The 18,590-nt window shown below is 49.1% G+C and carries 20 protein-coding genes and 1 riboswitch; of the genes, 9 read left to right on the top strand and 11 right to left on the bottom strand.

Annotated features, from left to right (window positions below):
• Window positions 1-29: 29 nt before the first annotated feature.
• The 3 genes from MJQ52_RS05750 to MJQ52_RS05740 all read right to left on the bottom strand — a co-directional run bounded on the left by MJQ52_RS05750 (window position 30) and on the right by MJQ52_RS05740 (window position 899).
• Entirely contained in the window at window positions 30-266 is a 237-nt protein-coding gene (locus tag MJQ52_RS05750) for a spore germination protein GerPB (protein WP_003155138.1), read from the bottom strand.
• A 12-nt stretch (window positions 267-278) separates the two neighbouring features.
• Window positions 279-500: a spore germination protein gene (locus MJQ52_RS05745; RefSeq protein WP_003155135.1), complete on the bottom strand. Its 222-nt coding sequence runs from the start codon at window positions 498-500 to the stop codon at window positions 279-281.
• 189 nt (window positions 501-689) lie between these two features.
• Window positions 690-899 carry an aspartyl-phosphate phosphatase Spo0E family protein gene (locus tag MJQ52_RS05740; RefSeq protein WP_025649564.1) on the bottom strand — a complete coding sequence of 70 codons (210 nt, stop codon included), beginning with the start codon at window positions 897-899 and terminating at the stop codon, window positions 690-692.
• Window positions 900-1,116: 217 nt separating this feature from the next.
• Here MJQ52_RS05740 and MJQ52_RS05735 point away from each other — a divergent pair, with 217 nt between their 5' ends.
• Window positions 1,117-2,022 carry a fumarylacetoacetate hydrolase family protein gene (locus MJQ52_RS05735; protein ID WP_094247086.1) on the top strand — a complete coding sequence of 302 codons (906 nt, stop codon included), beginning with the start codon at window positions 1,117-1,119 and terminating at the stop codon, window positions 2,020-2,022.
• A gap of 93 nt (window positions 2,023-2,115) precedes the next feature.
• Window positions 2,116-2,472, top strand: a complete 357-nt coding sequence (locus MJQ52_RS05730; RefSeq protein ID WP_003155128.1) for a YisL family protein — start codon at window positions 2,116-2,118, stop codon at window positions 2,470-2,472.
• Between the two features lie 252 nt (window positions 2,473-2,724).
• Here the strand turns inward: MJQ52_RS05730 and MJQ52_RS05725 are convergent, their stop codons facing one another.
• On the bottom strand, window positions 2,725-3,267 hold the full coding sequence (locus tag MJQ52_RS05725; protein WP_094247890.1) for a DUF2777 family protein: 543 nt from the start codon (window positions 3,265-3,267) through the stop codon (window positions 2,725-2,727).
• Window positions 3,268-3,442: 175 nt separating this feature from the next.
• Between MJQ52_RS05725 and asnB the strand changes: the two genes are divergently transcribed.
• Together asnB and MJQ52_RS05715 are read left to right on the top strand one after the other, a co-directional pair.
• Window positions 3,443-5,284: an asparagine synthase (glutamine-hydrolyzing) gene (gene asnB / locus MJQ52_RS05720; protein WP_070081604.1), complete on the top strand. Its 1,842-nt coding sequence runs from the start codon at window positions 3,443-3,445 to the stop codon at window positions 5,282-5,284.
• An 85-nt stretch (window positions 5,285-5,369) separates the two neighbouring features.
• Window positions 5,370-6,110 (top strand): squalene/phytoene synthase family protein, encoded by a 741-nt coding sequence (locus MJQ52_RS05715; protein ID WP_204530429.1) that lies wholly within the window; start codon window positions 5,370-5,372, stop codon window positions 6,108-6,110.
• 36 nt (window positions 6,111-6,146) lie between these two features.
• On the opposite strand, the gene MJQ52_RS05710 is transcribed toward MJQ52_RS05715, so the two are convergent.
• The gene (locus MJQ52_RS05710) at window positions 6,147-7,514 is read right to left on the bottom strand and encodes an MATE family efflux transporter (RefSeq protein ID WP_003155121.1); all 1,368 of its coding nucleotides are present in this window, start codon (window positions 7,512-7,514) and stop codon (window positions 6,147-6,149) included.
• A gap of 122 nt (window positions 7,515-7,636) precedes the next feature.
• Between MJQ52_RS05710 and MJQ52_RS05705 the strand changes: the two genes are divergently transcribed.
• The 3 genes from MJQ52_RS05705 (at window position 7,637) to iolG (ending at window position 10,817) form a co-directional block, all read left to right on the top strand.
• Window positions 7,637-8,500, top strand: a complete 864-nt coding sequence (locus tag MJQ52_RS05705) for an AraC family transcriptional regulator (protein ID WP_060675023.1) — start codon at window positions 7,637-7,639, stop codon at window positions 8,498-8,500.
• Between the two features lie 35 nt (window positions 8,501-8,535).
• On the top strand, window positions 8,536-9,561 hold the full coding sequence (locus MJQ52_RS05700) for a LacI family DNA-binding transcriptional regulator (protein WP_265210064.1): 1,026 nt from the start codon (window positions 8,536-8,538) through the stop codon (window positions 9,559-9,561).
• A 224-nt stretch (window positions 9,562-9,785) separates the two neighbouring features.
• The gene (iolG, locus tag MJQ52_RS05695) at window positions 9,786-10,817 is read left to right on the top strand and encodes an inositol 2-dehydrogenase (RefSeq protein ID WP_156735216.1); all 1,032 of its coding nucleotides are present in this window, start codon (window positions 9,786-9,788) and stop codon (window positions 10,815-10,817) included.
• Between the two features lie 45 nt (window positions 10,818-10,862).
• Here iolG and MJQ52_RS05690 read toward each other — a convergent pair whose 3' ends face one another.
• On the bottom strand, window positions 10,863-11,357 hold the full coding sequence (locus MJQ52_RS05690) for a DinB family protein (protein ID WP_182068772.1): 495 nt from the start codon (window positions 11,355-11,357) through the stop codon (window positions 10,863-10,865).
• Window positions 11,358-11,411: 54 nt separating this feature from the next.
• Complete coding sequence (locus tag MJQ52_RS05685) at window positions 11,412-12,020, bottom strand: LysE/ArgO family amino acid transporter (protein ID WP_058906696.1); 609 nt, start codon at window positions 12,018-12,020, stop codon at window positions 11,412-11,414.
• A 125-nt stretch (window positions 12,021-12,145) separates the two neighbouring features.
• Here MJQ52_RS05685 and MJQ52_RS05680 point away from each other — a divergent pair, with 125 nt between their 5' ends.
• Window positions 12,146-13,588 (top strand): PLP-dependent aminotransferase family protein, encoded by a 1,443-nt coding sequence (locus MJQ52_RS05680; RefSeq protein WP_182068773.1) that lies wholly within the window; start codon window positions 12,146-12,148, stop codon window positions 13,586-13,588.
• Between the two features lie 7 nt (window positions 13,589-13,595).
• Here MJQ52_RS05680 and MJQ52_RS05675 read toward each other — a convergent pair whose 3' ends face one another.
• The 4 genes from MJQ52_RS05675 to MJQ52_RS05660 all read right to left on the bottom strand — a co-directional run bounded on the left by MJQ52_RS05675 (window position 13,596) and on the right by MJQ52_RS05660 (window position 17,588).
• A complete protein-coding gene (locus MJQ52_RS05675) occupies window positions 13,596-14,222 on the bottom strand; it encodes a pentapeptide repeat-containing protein (protein ID WP_071392012.1) in 627 nt (208 codons plus the stop codon).
• A gap of 198 nt (window positions 14,223-14,420) precedes the next feature.
• Window positions 14,421-14,861 carry a GNAT family N-acetyltransferase gene (locus MJQ52_RS05670; RefSeq protein ID WP_007409151.1) on the bottom strand — a complete coding sequence of 147 codons (441 nt, stop codon included), beginning with the start codon at window positions 14,859-14,861 and terminating at the stop codon, window positions 14,421-14,423.
• An 81-nt stretch (window positions 14,862-14,942) separates the two neighbouring features.
• Complete coding sequence (locus tag MJQ52_RS05665; protein ID WP_070081610.1) at window positions 14,943-16,784, bottom strand: bifunctional homocysteine S-methyltransferase/methylenetetrahydrofolate reductase; 1,842 nt, start codon at window positions 16,782-16,784, stop codon at window positions 14,943-14,945.
• An 89-nt stretch (window positions 16,785-16,873) separates the two neighbouring features.
• A riboswitch (SAM riboswitch) is annotated at window positions 16,874-16,996 on the bottom strand.
• Window positions 16,997-17,096: 100 nt separating this feature from the next.
• Window positions 17,097-17,588: a YajQ family cyclic di-GMP-binding protein gene (locus MJQ52_RS05660; RefSeq protein ID WP_012117263.1), complete on the bottom strand. Its 492-nt coding sequence runs from the start codon at window positions 17,586-17,588 to the stop codon at window positions 17,097-17,099.
• A gap of 99 nt (window positions 17,589-17,687) precedes the next feature.
• On the opposite strand from MJQ52_RS05660, the gene MJQ52_RS05655 reads away from it, so the two are divergent.
• Window positions 17,688-18,584: a CvfB family protein gene (locus MJQ52_RS05655; RefSeq protein ID WP_169539338.1), complete on the top strand. Its 897-nt coding sequence runs from the start codon at window positions 17,688-17,690 to the stop codon at window positions 18,582-18,584.
• Window positions 18,585-18,590 lie beyond the last annotated feature (6 nt).

Raw genomic sequence — 18,590 nt, 5'->3', positions numbered from 1 at the left:
CACCTCGCGTCTCGTTTCCTTCATTAAAACTACCGGCTTGGCGGCTGGAGCGGTACAAATGATGAGGTGCCGGGACCTCCCCCTGTTGTTACAGCCTGCTGCCCCGCGGTGACAGGCGGCGCCGGCTCAACATAACTCCCTGTGTTGTACAGATTGGAAAGAGATTTAATTGAACCGGCGCTTCCGATTTGCAGTATGGAGGAATTGCTGACAGATTCTACACGCATGTAATTGATATGGATCGACTGATTGACGTAAAAATTCATACGGCGCCTCCTTTATGCGTTTCCTGCCATCGGCTGATCGATTACATCATTATCGTACACATTCGTTGAATTCCTGTAATTCGTCAGTGTGAGATTGTCTCCGGTATTGAAGCTGCCCGCTCCGGCAAATGTCTTAACCTCTGCTTTTGGAGAAATGGTGATGCAGTCGCCAATATGAACGACTCCGCTCGTACCGACGGCATTAATTTTAAACGCTCCGACAATTGCGGGCATACGAGCACATCCTTTTCGTGAAGATTTTCATGACTGCACTCCAGGAGCTTATCTGGGCTGCCTGCCTAAAATAGCTTATGACAAATGCACATTTTTGTGAGCGGAAAAAACTTTAGACGTAAAAACACCGGCGCTTTACGCATGCCGGGTCTTATACATAAATGATACAGATTTATATACATATCACGTTTATGAGAAAGCCTCTTTTTTTTCGCGGCCGTGCTGAATCTGTGCGGCCGGGTTCGGCCCGCTGTCTTTCGTTTGTTGGATGAGCCCGCCCCGGCACCCGTTTAAAAGGCTGTCCAGCTCCTGGCTGCACCTGATGGTCTCCGTCGCATTGATTCCGAATTTTTGCGCTGTCTCGAATAAAGTTAATCTTTTTTCTTCAATTTTGTTCATCGTGTGATCTCCAATTCTCGATTATTTTGGAAAACATAGGATGATAATAGTATAACCCATTTTGGCCAAGAAGGTTTTATTTCGTCAATATGACTAAAAAAGTGACAATTTTTGATACTCTTTTACACTTATTTTCAGCCTGTTTAAAAGAGGGATTTCCCGCCCGGAGGAAGAATACATAAAGGAATGCCAGATTTAAAAATGATGGGGGATTAACATGAAATTTGCGACAGGGGAACTGAACAGCCGGAAATTTGTCGGTCTGATTATTGATGATAACAAAATTTTAGATCTGCAAAAGGCTGAAAAAAAATTGTTTGAACTTGAGACGATTCCGGGTTCGCTGATCGAGTGCATTCAAAAAGGAGATAAGTTTGTCGCGCATGCCGGACAGCTTGCGGAATGGGCGAAAAAACCGAATGACGAATCGGGTTCATTTATGTATGCGCTGTCTGACGTAAAGCTTTGCGCGCCTATTCCGAGACCTTCAAAGAACGTGATCTGCATCGGGAAAAATTATCGTGATCATGCCGTTGAAATGGGGAGTGAGGCGGATATACCGGAGCATCCCATGGTTTTTACGAAAGCCCCGGCTGCCGTTACAGGACACGGAGAAACAGTGAACAGCCACTTGGATGTAACGGAGCAGCTTGATTATGAAGGGGAGCTTGCGGTAATCATATCAAAAAGCGGATCGCACATCTCCAAAGAACATGCGCTTGATCATATATTCGGCTATACAATTGTAAATGATATAACAGCGCGCGATCTGCAGAAAAAACATAAACAGTTTTTTATCGGCAAAAGCCTCGATACGACATGCCCGATGGGCCCGGTCATTGTACATAAGTCGGCCGTCAGCGATCCGCAAAGCCTGAAAGTTGAAACGCGGGTAAACGGTGAACTGCGCCAATCAGGATCAACGGGTGACATGATATTTCCGATAGCTGAATTAATCGAGACGCTGTCAAAAGGAATGACGCTTGAAGCCGGTGACATTATAGCGACGGGGACGCCGTCCGGTGTCGGAAAAGGATTTAAGCCGCCGAAATTTTTAAAGCCGGGGGACCGTATTGACATTACAATTGAACCGATCGGCACGCTGTCGAACCAAATCGGATAATTGTGTGTCTTTCGCACGATTGATAATGCTCCGAGAGGCCTGTTGTGGTACCATAAGTGAGGCAGATTGATCTGATAGGGGGAATTGAACATAATGACACATTGGCATATTACTTCATGGGTCGTTGCGCTTATCCTGGTGTTTGTCAGCTACGGGCTGTACGGTGCCGGAAAAGCGAAGGGCGCAAAAATTACGCATATGATTCTGCGCTTATTCTACATTATTATTATTCTGACCGGAGCTGAGCTTTTTGTCCGTTTTGCGAATTGGAACGGAGAGTACGCCGGAAAAATGCTGCTCGGCATCATTACCATCGGACTGATGGAAATGCTCGTCATCCGTAAGAAAAAAGGCAAATCAACCGGCGGACTGTGGATCGGTTTTATTATCGTGCTCGTCCTGACGGTGCTGCTCGGCCTTCACTTGCCGATCGGCTTTCACGTATTTTAATCAATCGCTTGAAAAACCCGGATGCATCCGGGTTTTTTTAGTTGCGCAACTGTGCCGCTGAATGAGAAATGCCGTGACAAGGGGATGGTGATGAGGCGAAGGAGATGTGAAGGATGCCAAAAGCATCAATCACTCTTGTTGCCGTAAAAGCTACGGCTGTGAAGGGTAAAAGCAAACGCCGGCCGTCAATCAGCGTGAAAAACAAAGCTGAATACATCAGGCGGCACCTATTTAAAAGGTGCCGCCTGTTTGTTACGCGGTGCCGTCTTGTTTTGCCGCAGAATACATAATGGAGCGCCGCCCGTCAGATGCCGTCCATTCAAATCTGTCGTGTTTACCCGGGCTGCCGCGGTGATGCTGCAGGGCGCATTGTGCGTCATCCGCCGAGAAGTAATAAAACGAAACGCCTTCACCGGAAAACAGCGCCTGATTGTAGGAAAATACGCAATCATATACAGACAGGCCGAACCCGTGCAGATGGCTGAGAAACAGCAGAAACGTTTCATCGTCCAGCGAATCGAGCAAGGTTAACAGCGGCCGTTTGACCGCTTTTTCATAACGGATTTCTTCCCCGCCGAGCAGGGGGATGGTGTCTGCGCCGATTTCGGCCGCACCGCCGCAAATCCGTGCCGGCTGCCATCGGCCGCCGCGTTTCATCAATACGGCTGCGTTTCCGAGACTGTCTGCAAGCAGGATATCGCCTTCATCGTTTTCGACGAGGCAGATGCCGTCCTCTATCATCAGTGTGCCGCGCCCCCATTTGTTTTTTTCTGAGAAAAGCTGTTTTCGTTTCATAACCGTGCCGGTCTCCTTTGTTTGTTTCTTCTCTTCCGTTCTTTCCAAATCAGGCTTGTCTCATACAAGTCTTAGTGGGACAAATCAACTATCAGCGTTTCTTTGCATAAACTGGGTAAAGTGCTGATAGAAACGAATTTGAAACCGACAGAAACGGGATTGGAGCTGATATCACATGTGTGGAATTGCGGGTTGGGTCGATTTTCAAAAGCAGCTCGTCCAAGAGAAACATATTATGAACAATATGATAGACACTCTTTCAAAACGAGGGCCTGATGATTCAAACGTCTGGGGAGAGCCCCATGTTTTATTCGGACATAAAAGACTTTCGGTCGTTGACATTGAAGGCGGCCGCCAGCCGATGGCCTGCACGCATCAAGAGGAAACGTACACCATCATTTATAATGGCGAGCTGTATAACACGGAGGAATTGCGGAAGGAGCTTCAGGCGAGGGGCCACCGTTTTGAGAGGACCTCTGATACAGAAGTGCTGCTGCACAGCTATATTGAGTGGCGGGAGGAGTGCGTGGACCGCTTGAACGGTATTTTCGCTTTTGCCATCTGGGATGAAAAGCGCAAGCGGCTGTTCGGGGCAAGAGACCGGCTCGGCGTCAAACCGTTTTTTTATAAAGAACACGGCTCTTCCTTTCTGTTTGGGTCGGAATTGAAAGCCATCCTTGCTCATCCTGATGTGAAAGCCCGCACAGACAGCGGCGGACTTGCGGAAGTATTCGGACTCGGGCCGTCCAGAACTCCGGGCTGCGGGGTGTTTAAAGGAATTTACGAGGTGCGTCCCGCCCATGCGTTCACTTTCTCAAAGGACGGTTTGTCCATATGGCGTTATTGGAATGTAAAGAGCGAAAAGCATACAGACAGCTTCGATGAAACCGCCGCTCACATTCGGTACTTATTTCAGGATGCAGTGACACGCCAGCTCGTATCTGACGTGCCGGTTTGCACGTTTTTATCAGGGGGGCTTGATTCGAGCGCGATAACCGCGATAGCCGCCGCTCATTTTGAGAAACAAGGAAGAGATCCCCTTCATACTTATTCAATTGATTATGAGGAGAACAGCAAATTTTTTAAAGCGAGCGCCTTTCAGCCGAATGATGACGGCCCGTGGATCGATAAAATGACAAATGCATTCGGCACACAGCATCATAAGTGCGTGATTACGCAGGATCAGCTGGTTGAACATCTGGAGGAATCCGTTCTCGTCAGAGACCTGCCGGGCATGGCTGATGTTGATTCATCGCTATTATGGTTCTGCCGGGAAATTAAAAAAGATTTTGTCGTGAGTCTTTCCGGAGAATGCGCGGACGAAATTTTCGGCGGATATCCGTGGTTTCACACCGCGGCAGAAGAAGACGGATTTCCTTGGATGAGGTCGACTGAGGAGAGGATCACGCTCTTGGATGAAAAGTGGCAAAAACGGCTGAATCTTAGAGAATACGTGAATGCGAGATATGAAGAAACCATTGCGGAAACGCCGCTGTTAGACGGTGAGACGGGAACAGATAAAGCGAGACGGCAGCTGTTCTACTTAAATATGCTTTGGTTTATGACCAATCTGCTCGACCGCAAAGACCGCATGAGCATGGGCGCAAGTCTTGAAGTACGGGTGCCGTTCGCCGACCACAGACTTGTGGAATACGTTTGGAATATTCCTTGGGAAATGAAAATGCATGGCAGCCGGGAAAAAGGCATTTTGCGGAAAGCGCTTGAAGGACTGCTTCCTGAAGATATTTTGTACCGCAAAAAAAGCCCTTATCCGAAAACGCATCACCCGAAATACACGCAGGGGGTCACAGAATGGCTGAAAACGATTTTGCAACAGAAAGATTCCGTGCTTCACACCCTGCTTGACAGAAAGAAGCTGGAAATGCTGCTGGAGACAGAAGGTTCATCTTTTCAGGTGCCGTGGTTCGGCCAGCTGATGAAAGGCCCGCAGCTGATCGCCCATCTTGCCCAGATCCATACATGGTTTGAGGCGTACCGTATCGATATAGAAGAATAACAGTGCCGCGACCGGTTTCCGCTGAAGGATATCGGTCTTTTTATTGTGAAACATATGGTACACTAAAAAACAGAGGAGTGATACCATGACCGAATACGAAACATGCGCCCAGCTTGCCGAGGCGCACTTTCCTTTATATAAACGGACTTTCTCATCCCTGCCGCCAAAAAACAGGCGGGCCGCATGGGCGGTGCTTGCTTTGTTTCACGAAGCTGATCGGCTCGATGTGCAGGAACTTGGGGGATTTGAACAGGCGGCACAAGACTTTCTGAACGGGGCACGCGCCGACGGCTTTTTGTGGGAGGCGCTCACCGATGTGCGGCAGCAATTTGCGCTTGAAGAAGAGCCGTTGCGTGAGTTTATCGCCGGCCACATCTCTGACAGAGAAAAAGTAACGTATCAAGAGTTTGATGACCTGCTGATGTACGCGGGCCAAACAGGCGGAGCCCTCGGCCTGCTTCTGCTGCCGGTTTGCGCGCGCCGGAACCAAGAGAAACTCCGCCATGCAGCCGTTTCATTAGGAGCAGCCATTCAGCTGACCCGGGTGCTTCTGGGGGTCCATACGGATGAGCGGGCGAAAAAGCGTCTCCCGCGCCAGGTGATGAAGCAATTCGGCTATACGGAAGAAGAGCTGGAGAGCCGTACCGTCAACAAAGCTTTTATGAATGTATGGGAGTACATCGCATTCGAGGCCGAGGCGTATTTCGAGGAGGCGTCTGAAGAGCTGGAGCTGTTTCCGTTATACTCAAGGCCTGCCGTTACCGGTTTGCTGGCACATTACCGGTCAGAGCTCGGTGACATGAGAAAACGGCTTTCGCAAGCATAAAAAAAACGCCCGGCTTCTTAACGAAGCTTCGGGCGTTTATGCAATCCCTTTTTGAATCCAAATCCGCGACCGCCATCTTCTGTACATAAGAATGCCTCTGACCCATTCATCCGCGATAAATGAAATCCAGATGCCCATAAGCCCCAATCCAAAATGGATGCCGAACAGATAAGCGAGAGGCAGTCCGATACCCCACATGGAAATCATCGCCATGTAGACGGGGAATTTTGCATCTCCGGCAGCCCGCAGCGAGTTGATGATAATGACATTGAATGAACGGCCGGGCTCAAGAATGATCGTCATGGCGATCAGCATGCTCGCCGTCGCAATAATGTCAGGGCTGCTTGTGAAGATTCCGATCAGCTGCTTTGAAAACAAGGTCATGATCACGGATGTCAAAGCGGCAATGCCAAGCGCCCAGTACAGACTTTTCATGCAGCGGTCATAAGCGTCGTCAAACCGTTTGGCGCCGATATATCTGCCGATCAAAATCTGTGTGCCCTGGCTGATCGCCGTTCCGAACAGCAGGATAAACATGGTGATGTTTTGTGTATAAACCTTTGTTGTAAGCGCCTGAGCGCCCATAATGGCGATAAAATAAGTGACAACCATTTGTGAAATGTTGTAAGACAGCTGTTCGCCGGCAGACGGAATCCCGATTTTCAGGAGTTTCCGCAAGTGCTCTTTATGGACGTGAAAAATCTTTTGCCATGTCAGACCGAGTCCGATGCGTTTTTTGACGATCACAATCATCGCGATCAGCCCGATGATCCGCGCAAAGGACGTTGACATCGCAACACCGGCGACGCCTAACACCGGAAGGCCGAGCGGCCCGAAAATGACAAGAAAGTTTCCGGCAATATTTAAAATATTCATCCCGATCGTAACGAACATCGTATCCTTCGTATGACCGTAGCTTTTTAAAATGGCGCTGAACGTCATAATCAAAGCCTGAATGAAGGACAGCCCGCCGACCACCTGCAAAAAGACTTTGGCATCCGGCATCAATTCATTGGAAAGACCCATTACATGAAGCAGCGGAACGGCCGCAAAAAATATGGCGGCGCTGATGGCGAGACTGATGACAAAGTTCGCTCCTATTGATACATAAGCGACTTCCTGCGCCTCTTTTTTCTGTTTAGATCCTAAAAACTGTGAAATCACAATTGTCGTACCCGTTGCGATAAAGCTGAACATCACGATAATTAAATTTAAAATCTGATTGCTGACACCCACGGCCGCCACGCTGTTGTCAGAGTATTGGCTAAGCATAAGAGTGTCGGCGTTTCCCATAAACATATATAATGAAACCTCAATAAATATCGGCCAAGTCAGCGCGTATAATGAGAGTTTGTGATCAGAGGATTGTTTGAATGCAGCCCGTTTTAAAATCGCTTGTTTCATTTCTTATAACCCCTTTCCTGAAAAAATCAACGTTTAAAAGTGTACCTCCATTTTCTTATAATAAAAAGGGAGAGAAACGAAACTTCTTGCAAAAATCCGACTTAAAAAGGAGGGCCGGAAATATGTCCTTTCTCGAGTTCACAGTCCCTCCGTTCCCGGTCTTTATCGCTGCGGGAGAAGGAGTGTTCAAAAAAGGCGAAACCCATGTGAGACGGGTCTTCCCGGTGTTTGATCTGCTGTATGTAAAAGAAGGCGTCCTCTACATTACAGAAGACGAAAACGCCTTTTCCGTTGAAGCGGGAGAATATATTCTGCTTTCTCCCGGGCTTGAACATTACGGAACAAAAGGCAGTGAAGAAACGACATCTTATTCGTGGCTTCATTTTGAAGGAGCGGATTATGAGATGACGGAAACAACCGGGAACAACTGGTCGGAGCTGAGGCGAAAAAAAGGGAGCTTTGAAGAGCCGTCCCGCTACCGCCTGTCCCTGCCGCAAAAAGGGAAGGTGAGACGCCCGCAGTTTATGGCCGGGCAATTCAGTGTGCTGACAGATGACAGCGCCGAGAACTCCGACCTGCCGCTCAGAAAGCAGATTCTGTTTGAAGAGCTGCTGCTCCATCTTCAGAAAGAAGCGTTCCAAATCCCGTCCGCAAAGGAAAGAGTCGCATGGGAGGCCGCCCGGTACCTGCAGGAGCACTATCAGGAGAAAACAACCATCAAAGCGCTCTCTTCGGCTCTTCATTACAACCAAGACTACGTGACCCGCTGCATGCAGCAGGTGCTCGGCGTCACGCCCGGCCAGTATACGAACAAAGTCAGAATGACGGAGGCGAAACGTCTTTTGTCCGCAACCAATGACAAAATGGGGGCGATCGCGGACGCCATCGGCATGGAGGACCCAACCTATTTTTCCAAACTGTTTAAACAGATTGAAGGCATTTCGCCGCTTGAATACCGCAAATTCGTAAGCCGGAAAACGGACTGACCTAATACCAGAGAACAGAAGAGGGATCGGTAAGCATGAAAATGACAATTTACGACGTGGCCGAAAAAGCGGGCGTCTCCATCTCGACCGTCTCGCGGGTCATCAACAATACGGGGAGGATCAGTGACAAAACCCGCCGGATGGTGCTCCGTGTCATGGAGGAGATGGACTATCATCCGAATGTTCACGCATCCGCTTTGACGGGCAAAAAGACGAATATGATCGGCCTGATCACCCCGGACATTTCAAACCCGTTTTTCGGGGAACTGGCGAAAAGCATTGAAGACAGCGCCGGTGTACTTGGGTTTCATATCATTATCTGCAGCACCGATTATCAGCCTGAAAAAGAAACGAAGTATTTTTCGATGCTGCGGCAGAAGCAGGCGGACGGCATTATATTCGCGACGGGACTTGATCATGATGACAGCGTCACGGCGCTTGATGATATTGTGAAATCGGGCATCCCGCTTGCGATGATTACGCAGGATAAACCGCTCGCGCCGATGGACGTCGTCATTATCGATGACTTTCTCGGCGGCTATACGGCGGCTGAGCATCTCATATCTTTAGGCCATGAAAGAATCGCCTGTATCGTCGGAAACGGCTCGACCACGGGTGAAAGAGACAGAATCAAAGGTTTTCAAAAAGCGATGCGGGAAGCGGGGATGACACTAGATGAATCGCTGATCATACCGACGGAATATTCGCTGGAAAGCGGAAAACAGGCAGCGGGCGAGCTGTTTGACAGAGACCTTCCGACCGCCGTTTTCGCCTTTAATGATGTCTTGTCATGCGCGGCGATACAGGCGGCGCGCTCCCGGGGCATTCGAGTGCCGGAAGACTTGTCCGTCATCGGCTTTGACAATACCATTCTCGCTGAAATGACGGCACCGCCGCTCACGACGATTTCTCAGCCCATCCGCCAAATGGGGCGGCGTGTCGTTGAACTTCTCATTGATGAGATTCAAGGGAAGAAAAAAACAAAAAGCAAAATCATTTTATCTCCGGAACTCGTCATCAGGCATTCTACGGCACCGGTAAAAACGCGCCCTCAGCGATAAGGGCGTTTTTTTCTGTGAAAAACATTGTCAAACGAGCGAAAAGCATTGTAAAATTAAAACAGCTTTTGAGAAAGCGCTTGCGCAAATACTGCGGATTGCAAGCAAAGAAAGCCAACAGCTTGAGTTATAAATAAAGCGCTTTCAAAATAATAATTTCTGTTTAATAAGGGAAACCGCTTGCGCCATTGCGGCATGCGGCCTCAAGAAAAAAGGAGCGGTGATAGATGACAGATCAAGTCAGATGTGCGGTGCTGGGATTAGGACGATTAGGGTATTTTCATGCGAAGCATTTAGCCGGCGAAGTTCGGGGAGCCGAGCTTGCGGCCGTCTGTGACCCGATGAAGGGGAAGGCGGAAGCGTGTGCGAAAGAATTAGGAATCGCCAAATGGACGGAGAGCCCGTATGAACTGCTGGAAGATCACACGATTGACGCCGTCATCATTGTCACGCCGACAAGCACACATGCGGAAATGATCATGAAGGCTGCTGAAAACGGCAAGCACATCTTTGTTGAAAAGCCGCTCACCCTGAGTCTTGAGGAATCGATTAAAGTCATGAAAAAAATCGAAGAAACGGACGTCATCTGCCAGGTCGGTTTTATGAGGCGGTTTGATCCGGCATACGCCGACGCGAAAAGAAGAATCGACGCCGGGGAAATCGGCAGACCCATTTATTATAAAGGATTTACAAGAGATCAAGGCGCACCGCCCGCGGAATTTATCAAACATAGCGGAGGGCTTTTCATTGACTGCTCGATTCATGATTACGACATCGCGAGATATCTCATGAATGCCGAGGTTACGTCTGTGAGCGGGCACGGGAGGGTTTTAAAGCACCCGTTCATGGAGGAGTGCGGCGATGTCGATCAGGCATTAACGTATCTTGAGTTTGATTCAGGCGCGGCCGGCGATGTGGAGGCAAGCCGAAATTCTCCGTACGGCCATGACATCCGCGCCGAAATAATCGGGACGGCGGGAAGCATTTTAGTCGGCACGCTGCGGAACAGCCATGTCACCATTTTAACGGAGTCAGGCAGCAGCTACGAAATTATTCCGGATTTTCAAGCCCGCTTTAAAGACGCTTACCGTCTGGAGCTTGAGCACTTTGCCGAATGTGTGAAAAAAGGGGAAACGCCGATTGTGACAGACATCGATGCCGCGATTAACTTAGAAATCGGGATCGCCGCGACGGAATCTTTTAAAACCGGAAGGCCTGTAAAGCTTACACCGGGCGCCCCCAACTATGCCGGATTATGATAGATTCGAAGTGAAAAAGCAAAGGCACGGGAGGCCTTTGCTTTTTTATGATTCGTATGAGAAAAAAATGTAGTCAGTCGGCACGCCTTTATAGCCCATTTGGTGAAGCATCGCACTTATATTGCCGCGATGGTATGTGCCGTGATTCACAATATGCCGGATCACATCGGCATATGTCGTCTGGAGCGTTCCCATGCGCGGATGAGAAATGGAGATCGGGCCTTCCATGTTCTCCAAGTCTCTTAAAAATTCGCTGTATTCTTTGTCCAGTTCAGTCATTCTATGTTCAACCGCCTCAAAATCTCCGTCAAGCTTTTCAAATTGATCAAATTGCGAGACGATTTGTTCGTAAGTTTCTCCGTAAAGCACGTGAAGCCAAATGTAATCCGCCCGGTATATATGCACAAGCACGGCGTTCACAGTCGGAAAAACACTATCCAGTTTCTGCTGTAAGCTTGCCGCGGGCAGGCTCTTCAGATGCTGAATAACTTGCTCATTTGCCCATCTGTGGTAGTGATACAGCTTTAAAATGTCTGACATTCCAATTCCCCCTCTTCCTACCGGTACATTCAACATGACCTGGCCGAATTCCTTTTATCGAAACAAAAGCGCCGCAAAATAAAAAGCAGCACCCCACATCACCAATGCCGAGCATTGATTCAGGATGCCGAGGAGCCGGCCGCCTGTATCCGCCGTTTGGACGAGCCGTCCCGCGAATGCCAGTCCGGCGAACCATACCCAGGAAACCATGATACAAGCACCGGCAAACAGCCATTTATCAATTCCCGGATAGGCGGCGGAGCTTGTGCCGATGACACTGACAGTATCCAAAATCGCATGCGGGTTCAAAAGGGATACCATGGCGGCCGTGACCGCCTGTTTTTTTGCCGTGAAAACTGTTTTTTTCGCCTGTTCGGCCTGCGGTTTGCTTCTCCAAGTCTGCCAGCCTAAAAAACTGAGAAACAAAAAGCCGCCTATAAGCATGACGGTCTGAAAAACGGGAATCTCTGCAATAATCATTGACACGCCTGCGACGGCCGCGCTGATGAGAATCGTATCGCATACCGCCGCGGCAATCACTGCGGGAAACGCCTGCCACACATGTTTTTGCCAGGCTCCCTGCTGAAAAATAAACACGTTTTGCGCGCCCAATGGCAAAATAAGGCCGAAAGCGAGCATCACTCCGTGAAGAATGGCATTCATATCGTAAAACCCTCCAATCGTCAACTACATCTCATTGTAGCCGCACTGTGTGCTGATGTCTCCGGCCATTTGGCTGGTACTTGAACCAGCCAAATGTATAATAAATAAAGAAGGAGGGATGACGTATGAACAGCTGGCGTCCGGATCGGGAGTCGCACATACCGCTTTATCTCCAGATCGAACAGCATATAAAAGAAAAAATACTTCATGGCGAATGGACCATTGGCACGAAAATTCCCTCACAAAGAAAGCTCGCCGAGGAGCTTCAGGTCAACCGAAGCACAGTGACGGCAGCAGTTGATGAGTTAATCGCCCAAGGTCTTCTGGAAGGAAAAAGAGGGGGAGGCACAAAGGTCGTCAACAATACGTGGAGCATCATGGCAGCGGCTAAGCCCCTTGATTGGAGCACGTACGTTACATCGGGGAGTCATCAGCCGAATTCATCCTTGATTCAGGCCATTAATCAAAACGAGCCGCGTCCGGATCTGATCAGGCTGGGGACGGGTGAGCTGAGTCAACAGCTGCTGCCTGAGCAGGAGATGGCCGAACTGTTCCGTGAAGCGGGAACTAACATTTTTGCGCTCGGCTATGAAGAACCGAAGGGCAGCCTGCAGCTTCGGCAAAGCGTCGCGGAACATTTGAAAACAAAGGGGATTCACGCGTCCCCGGCATCCATCGTAATCGTCTCAGGGGCGCTGCAGGCGCTTCAGCTCATTTCAATCGGGCTGCTAAAACCAAACTCCGTCATGCTGGCTGAAAACCCGTCGTATCTCCATTCCCTGCGTGTGTTTCAATCAGCGGGCGTCAGGCTTAAGGGAGTGCCGATGGATGGGAGCGGAATCAAAACGGATCATCTTCCCGCTTACCGTCGGCAATACGAAGCGGGGCTGCTGTACACCATTCCGTCATTCCATAATCCGACCGGAACGGTAATGTCACTCAAGCGGCGGAAGGAACTCATCGCGCTTGCAAGAAATCACCGTCTGCCTGTCATTGAAGATGACGCATACGGTGATATATGGATCGATAAAGAACCGCCGCCTCCGTTAAAATCCATGGACGGTGAGGGGAATGTACTGTATATCGGCACGCTGTCAAAAACCGTAAGCCCGGGTCTGCGCATCGGATGGGTCGTCGCCCCTGAGCCGGTTGCAGACAGGCTCGCCGATATTAAAATGCAGACGGATTACGGCTCCAGCGCTTTATCTCAATGGGCGGCATGTCAATGGCTGTCAAGCGGCCGCTATGAAGAGCGTCTTTTGCGTCTCAGAAAGGAACTCAAAATCAGGAGAGATGCGGCATTGCGTTTTCTTGAAAGATACGCGGGAGATATTGCGGAGTGGCGTGTGCCGGAGGGGGGCTTTTATATTTGGGTCACCTTCCATAAAGCATTCACCGTTCAGACGCTTTTCATCCGTGCCTTGGAGGCCGGCGTGCTGATCAATCCGGGAGCTCTCTATCTTCCCGAAGACCGGCAAAGCCTGCGTCTTTCCTATTCGTACGCATCTTTACCGGACTTGGAAAAAGGCATTCAAACGATAGCGGACATTGCCCGCCGTTTCGTTTAATAAAAGATCACGTCACAATGGCGCCGAGCGCTTCTGCGAATGTAACGGCATGCGCCGGAGAGATGCGGCATCCTTTCAGCTTATCAAGCGAGACATGCAGATGATCAAATGTGCACGTGCTGATATCCATATTAAAAAGAGACGTGCCGATGAAGTTTGCGCCGTTCAAATCACAGACGTCAAGATCTGTGTATTCAAGAACGGCATCATTCCACTCACTTTCTGAAAGGCCGCACGAGTCAAAACGGACATGCTTCATATTGGAATAGCTGAAGGAGCTGTAATTTGCGAGGCAGTCTTCAAACCGTACATGACGCATGGCGGAATCCGCCAGATTCAAGCCGAGAAGTTTTGAATGCTGAAACGCCGTTCTATGGATGATGCTTCCGCTGAAATCAGCGTTTGAGACATCGCATTTGTCAAACAGGACATCCGTACATTCCATATGTCTGAAAGAGATATCCGTAAAAACGATGTTTCTGAAAATGACTTTTTCGGCACGCAGGCCGTCCAGTTTGCCGTTTACGATGCCGTTTTCAATGATGACTTCTTTGAGCTCCTCATCCTGAAGCGCTTCAGTGAAAGAAAGCACCGGCAATTCTTTCGGGATTTTCGGTTTTTGGATCGTATTCATCTCATACTCCCTTTTCTAAACATAATAGCTGAAATCGGCAATTGGCAGATATCGCTTTCTGCCTGCCATCCTTGCTGTTGCGTAATGTACAAAGGGTATTAAAAAAGCGGGAGGGCGTCAATAGTGTCGCATATAAAAGCAGACGTGACATTCAAGGTAATGCCCTTAGAGACATGTCCCCAAGGGCTTTTGTCTGTTTCAGGCGAGTTCTTTATACATGATCACATGCGGGCCGATGCCGGGTATGTCAAAGGGGCTGCCCGTGCTTTTCCAGCCGAGCTTCTCGTAATATCCCTTCACGTGACATCTGGCGTTGCACCAGACAAGCGCCGCCCCCATATCTGCCAGTTTTCGTTCCGCATAGGCGATTAACGTGCTTCCCGCTTTTTGCGTCCGGTATTCTTCAAGCGTCGCCATGCCGCGCAGCTGGTAGGCGGGCGCCGCCTGTAAAGCCTGCTGGTTCTGCGGGTAGAAAGAAGCGATGCTGATCAATGTCCCGTCGTAAAAACCTCCGAGATGAAATGCTCCTTTGACGCTGTCCTGATCATATTTACAATCCTCAATCGTCTGATGGGGGCGCAGCACGCTGTGTCTGATGGCGTATGTGTCTTCTGCGGTGATGGGTTTTACTTCAACCATAAAAAATCCTCCTTTGTTTGATTCTTTTTCTGTATCGTACCATGAAAAAGCCGCCTGTCATATCAGGCGGCCTCTTCCGCGTCAGTGCAAATATACATCAGCCCGCTTTTCATCCTTTTGCTTAATATAAGCTGCAAGCTCTGATGTCAAATCAGAACGGAGAAACGGGGTGATTAAATAAATTCCGTTAAACAGTTCGCACGCCGTGTCGAGAAGCGACTTGGCGATGGCGAGGCCTTCGGCTTTCTGCTTTTGCTTGTCTTCGCCGGCGAGCGCCATTTTTTCCCGGATGCTGTCTGACAGCTTAATGCCCGGGATCTCATGATGAATGAACTCTGCATTGCGGCTGCTCGTTAACGGCATAATTCCGATATACACCGGTGTTTTGAGGTGTTTCGTTTCATGATGAATGTCAATGAGCTGCTGCTCCGAGTAGACAGGCTGGGACACGAAGTAGTCAGCTCCGCACTCGATTTTTTTCTCCAGCCGTTTTACTGCTTTATCAAGATGGCGGACATTCGGATTAAATGCTCCGGCTACGGAAAAGTTCGTTTTCTTGCCGAGCGGTTTCCCTGATAAAGAAATGCCCTCGTTGAATTGCTTAATCAGCCTGATCAAGTCAAAGGACGTTAAATCATAGACGGAGGTAGCCCCCGGAAAGTCGCCGATTTTTGAAGGATCACCCGTGATGGCTAAAATGTCGGTGAGCCCGAGCGTATCCAGCCCCATTAAATGTGACTGAAGGCCGATGATGTTGCGGTCTCTGCATGTAATGTGAACGAGAGAACGGATATCAAGGCGTTCTTTCAGCAATGAACCGCAGGCGGCATTGCTGATCCGCGGTGTCGCCAATGAATTGTCGGCGAGCGTCAGCGCTTCTATGCCGGTTTCTTTTAATTCAGCCGCCGCTTGCAGAAATTTGTCAAAATTCAATTTTTTCGGCGGATCAAGCTCTACGATAATTGACCGTTTTTGAGCGGCGATTTCGTTTAAACCAGGCTCGGTCCGTTCATTCCGGACGGAGATGATTTCTTCTTCCCGTCTGATTTTCACTTCTTTATCAGTGACGGGAGAAAGTCCGCGGACCGCTTCAGCCATGGCTCTGATATGGTTTGGCGTCGTACCGCAGCAGCCGCCGATAATGCGCGCGCCCTGAGTGCGGAACTGTACGGCGCTCTCCCGGAAATAGGCATCGTCCGTATCATAAACAAGCCGGCCTTCTTCTAAAGACGGAAGGCTGCTGTTCGGATAGACCGATAAATAAGCGTCACGGAAAATCGGCACTTCGGTGAGCGCTTCAATCATGTGGTACGGGCCGAGCCTACAATTGATTCCCGTTATGTCAGCGCCGAGATCGGCAATTGACCTGAGGGCTTCCCGAAGCGGCGTTCCGTCCTGCAGCACGCCCTGTTCGTGCATGGATACGTTCAGCATAATCGGAAGTTCCGTTTCTTTTCTCGCTATCTTCAGCACTTCGCGCGCCTCTTCTAAATCATAGTATGTTTCCAGGAGCAGACCGTCCGGCTCTTCGTGAAGCAATAAATAAAGCTGCTCCCGAAAGCTGCGTTTAATCTCCTCCAGGCTGTAGGCGTTTTTGTTAAAGGTGCGGATGCCGCCCATCGTTCCCAATACATAAGCGCCGTCTGAGGAAGCGCGCGCGATTCTGACCGCCTCCTGATTGATTTTTTTCGTTTCATCCTCAAGTCCGTATCTTGAGAGCTTAATAAAATTCGCGCCGTACGTATTTGTCTGGATGATGTCTGCCCCGGCTTCGACGTAAGCCTTATGTATCCGCTTGATTTCCTCGGGCTTTGATACGTTCAGTTCCTCAAAACATCTGTCAATGCCGTAGGAATAGAGGAGAGTGCCCATCGCGCCGTCCCCGATTAAAATCCGTTCTTTTAAGTCTTGTAATAGTCCCATTGTTTGCCTCCTTCGTCACATTCAGCAAGGAAAAAAGAGAAATAAAAAAAGTCTTCTTAAGAAGAAGACTTTGTAATCATTTGTCTCTCTTCTTATCTTCCAAGCTGTTTTTAGCTTGCTGGATTTAGCACCTTGGTCATGGTTTGGGTTAAACCATTACACCGGTTGCTGAAGCGTCGTCGGGCCAGTCCCTCGGCTTCTCTTGATAAGAACGTTCATATAATTGTCATGGGTTTCCAAAACTTAACTGTGAAAATCCCTTTCTCCAAATTTACCGAAAATAGAGACAATAATCAATAGGAATCACATAATTTATCTAAAATTAATAAATTGAACGTCAATCGGCAGGTCTGCCCCGCGGACGGCTGCAATAATCTGCTGCAGATCATCTTTATTTTTTCCGGTGACGCGCACTTGGTCGTCCTGAATCTGCGACTTGACCTTCAAGCCGGAGTTTTTAATCACAGCGTTGATTTTTTTGGCGTTGTCTTTATCAATGCCCTGTACAAGCTTCGCGCGCTGGCGCACCGTGCCCCCTGAGGCATTTTCGATTTTGCCGTATTCAATGTTTTTCGTCGGCACGTCCCGTTTGATCAGCTTGCCGCTCAGCACATCTTTGAGCTGATTCAGTTTAAACTCGTCATCAGAAATCAGGACAAGTTCTTCCTTTTCTAAAGTTACATCGCTTTTCGATCCTTTAAAGTCATAGCGCGTGCCGATTTCTTTCAGCGTCATCTGAATCGCATTCTGCACTTCGGGAAATTCAACTTTGGATACAATATCAAAAGAACTTTCTTTTGCCATGAGAAAACCTCCTATAACATTTCACTTATGAGTTGATTATAGTAGAATAAAGAGAAATGTCCAACAGCATAAAGCATGAATTTATGCATATTGGAAAAAATGAGAAAAACATCAGCCCCATACGGGCGAATCAGGAAGGACGATAACATGAGACCAGGGCAGCAGCTCACGCTTAGTATAGATCACCAAACCGATTTCGGTTATTTTTTAACCGACGGCGAGGATACGGTTCTTTTACATAACAGTGAAATTACAGAGGATATTGAAGACAGAGATGAAGTGGACGTATTTATTTACGTCGATCATCAGGAAAGACTCGCGGCGACGATGAAAAAGCCGCTTATCAGCTTTTATGACTACGGATGGGTGGAAGTGACGGACGCTGTGGAGGATATGGGCGTATTCGTCGACGTCGGTCTGTCAAAAGACGCGCTCGTCGCAACGGAGCACCTGCCTCCGTACAAATCCGTCTGGCCGCAAAAAGGCGACAGACTGTATTGCATGCTGAAGGTGACAAGCCGCGGACGCATGTTTGCCAAGCCGGCGCCTGAGGATATCATCAGTGAATTATTTACGGATGCAGAGGAAGACGTCATGAATAAAGACCTGACAGGCACGGTGTACAGACTGATCGCATCAGGCTCTTTTCTGATAACCGATGAAGGCATCCGCGCGTTTATTCACCCTTCAGAAAGAAAAGAAGAGCCGAGACTCGGCAGCCGCGTGACGGGGCGTGTTATCGAGGTGAAGGAAGACGGCTCCGTCAACATGTCCCTGCTGCCGAGAAAGCAGGATGCGCTTTCGGTTGACGCGGAGGAGATTCTGACCTATCTGAGATCAAGAAACGGCGCGATGCCTTACGGAGACAAAAGCGATCCTGACGATATCCGCGAACGGTTTCATTTAAGCAAAGCCGCCTTTAAGCGGGCGCTCGGGCACCTGATGAAAAACGGCAAAGTGTATCAGAAAGACGGCTGGACATACGAAAAACAATAAATTTTC

The sequence above is a fragment of the Bacillus sp. jun7 genome (genome assembly GCF_051034795.1).
In the GTDB taxonomy this organism is placed as follows: domain Bacteria; phylum Bacillota; class Bacilli; order Bacillales; family Bacillaceae; genus Bacillus; species Bacillus velezensis.
The sequence above is the reverse complement of the archived record's forward strand: the minus strand, read 5'-3'. Positions and strand labels throughout refer to the sequence as shown.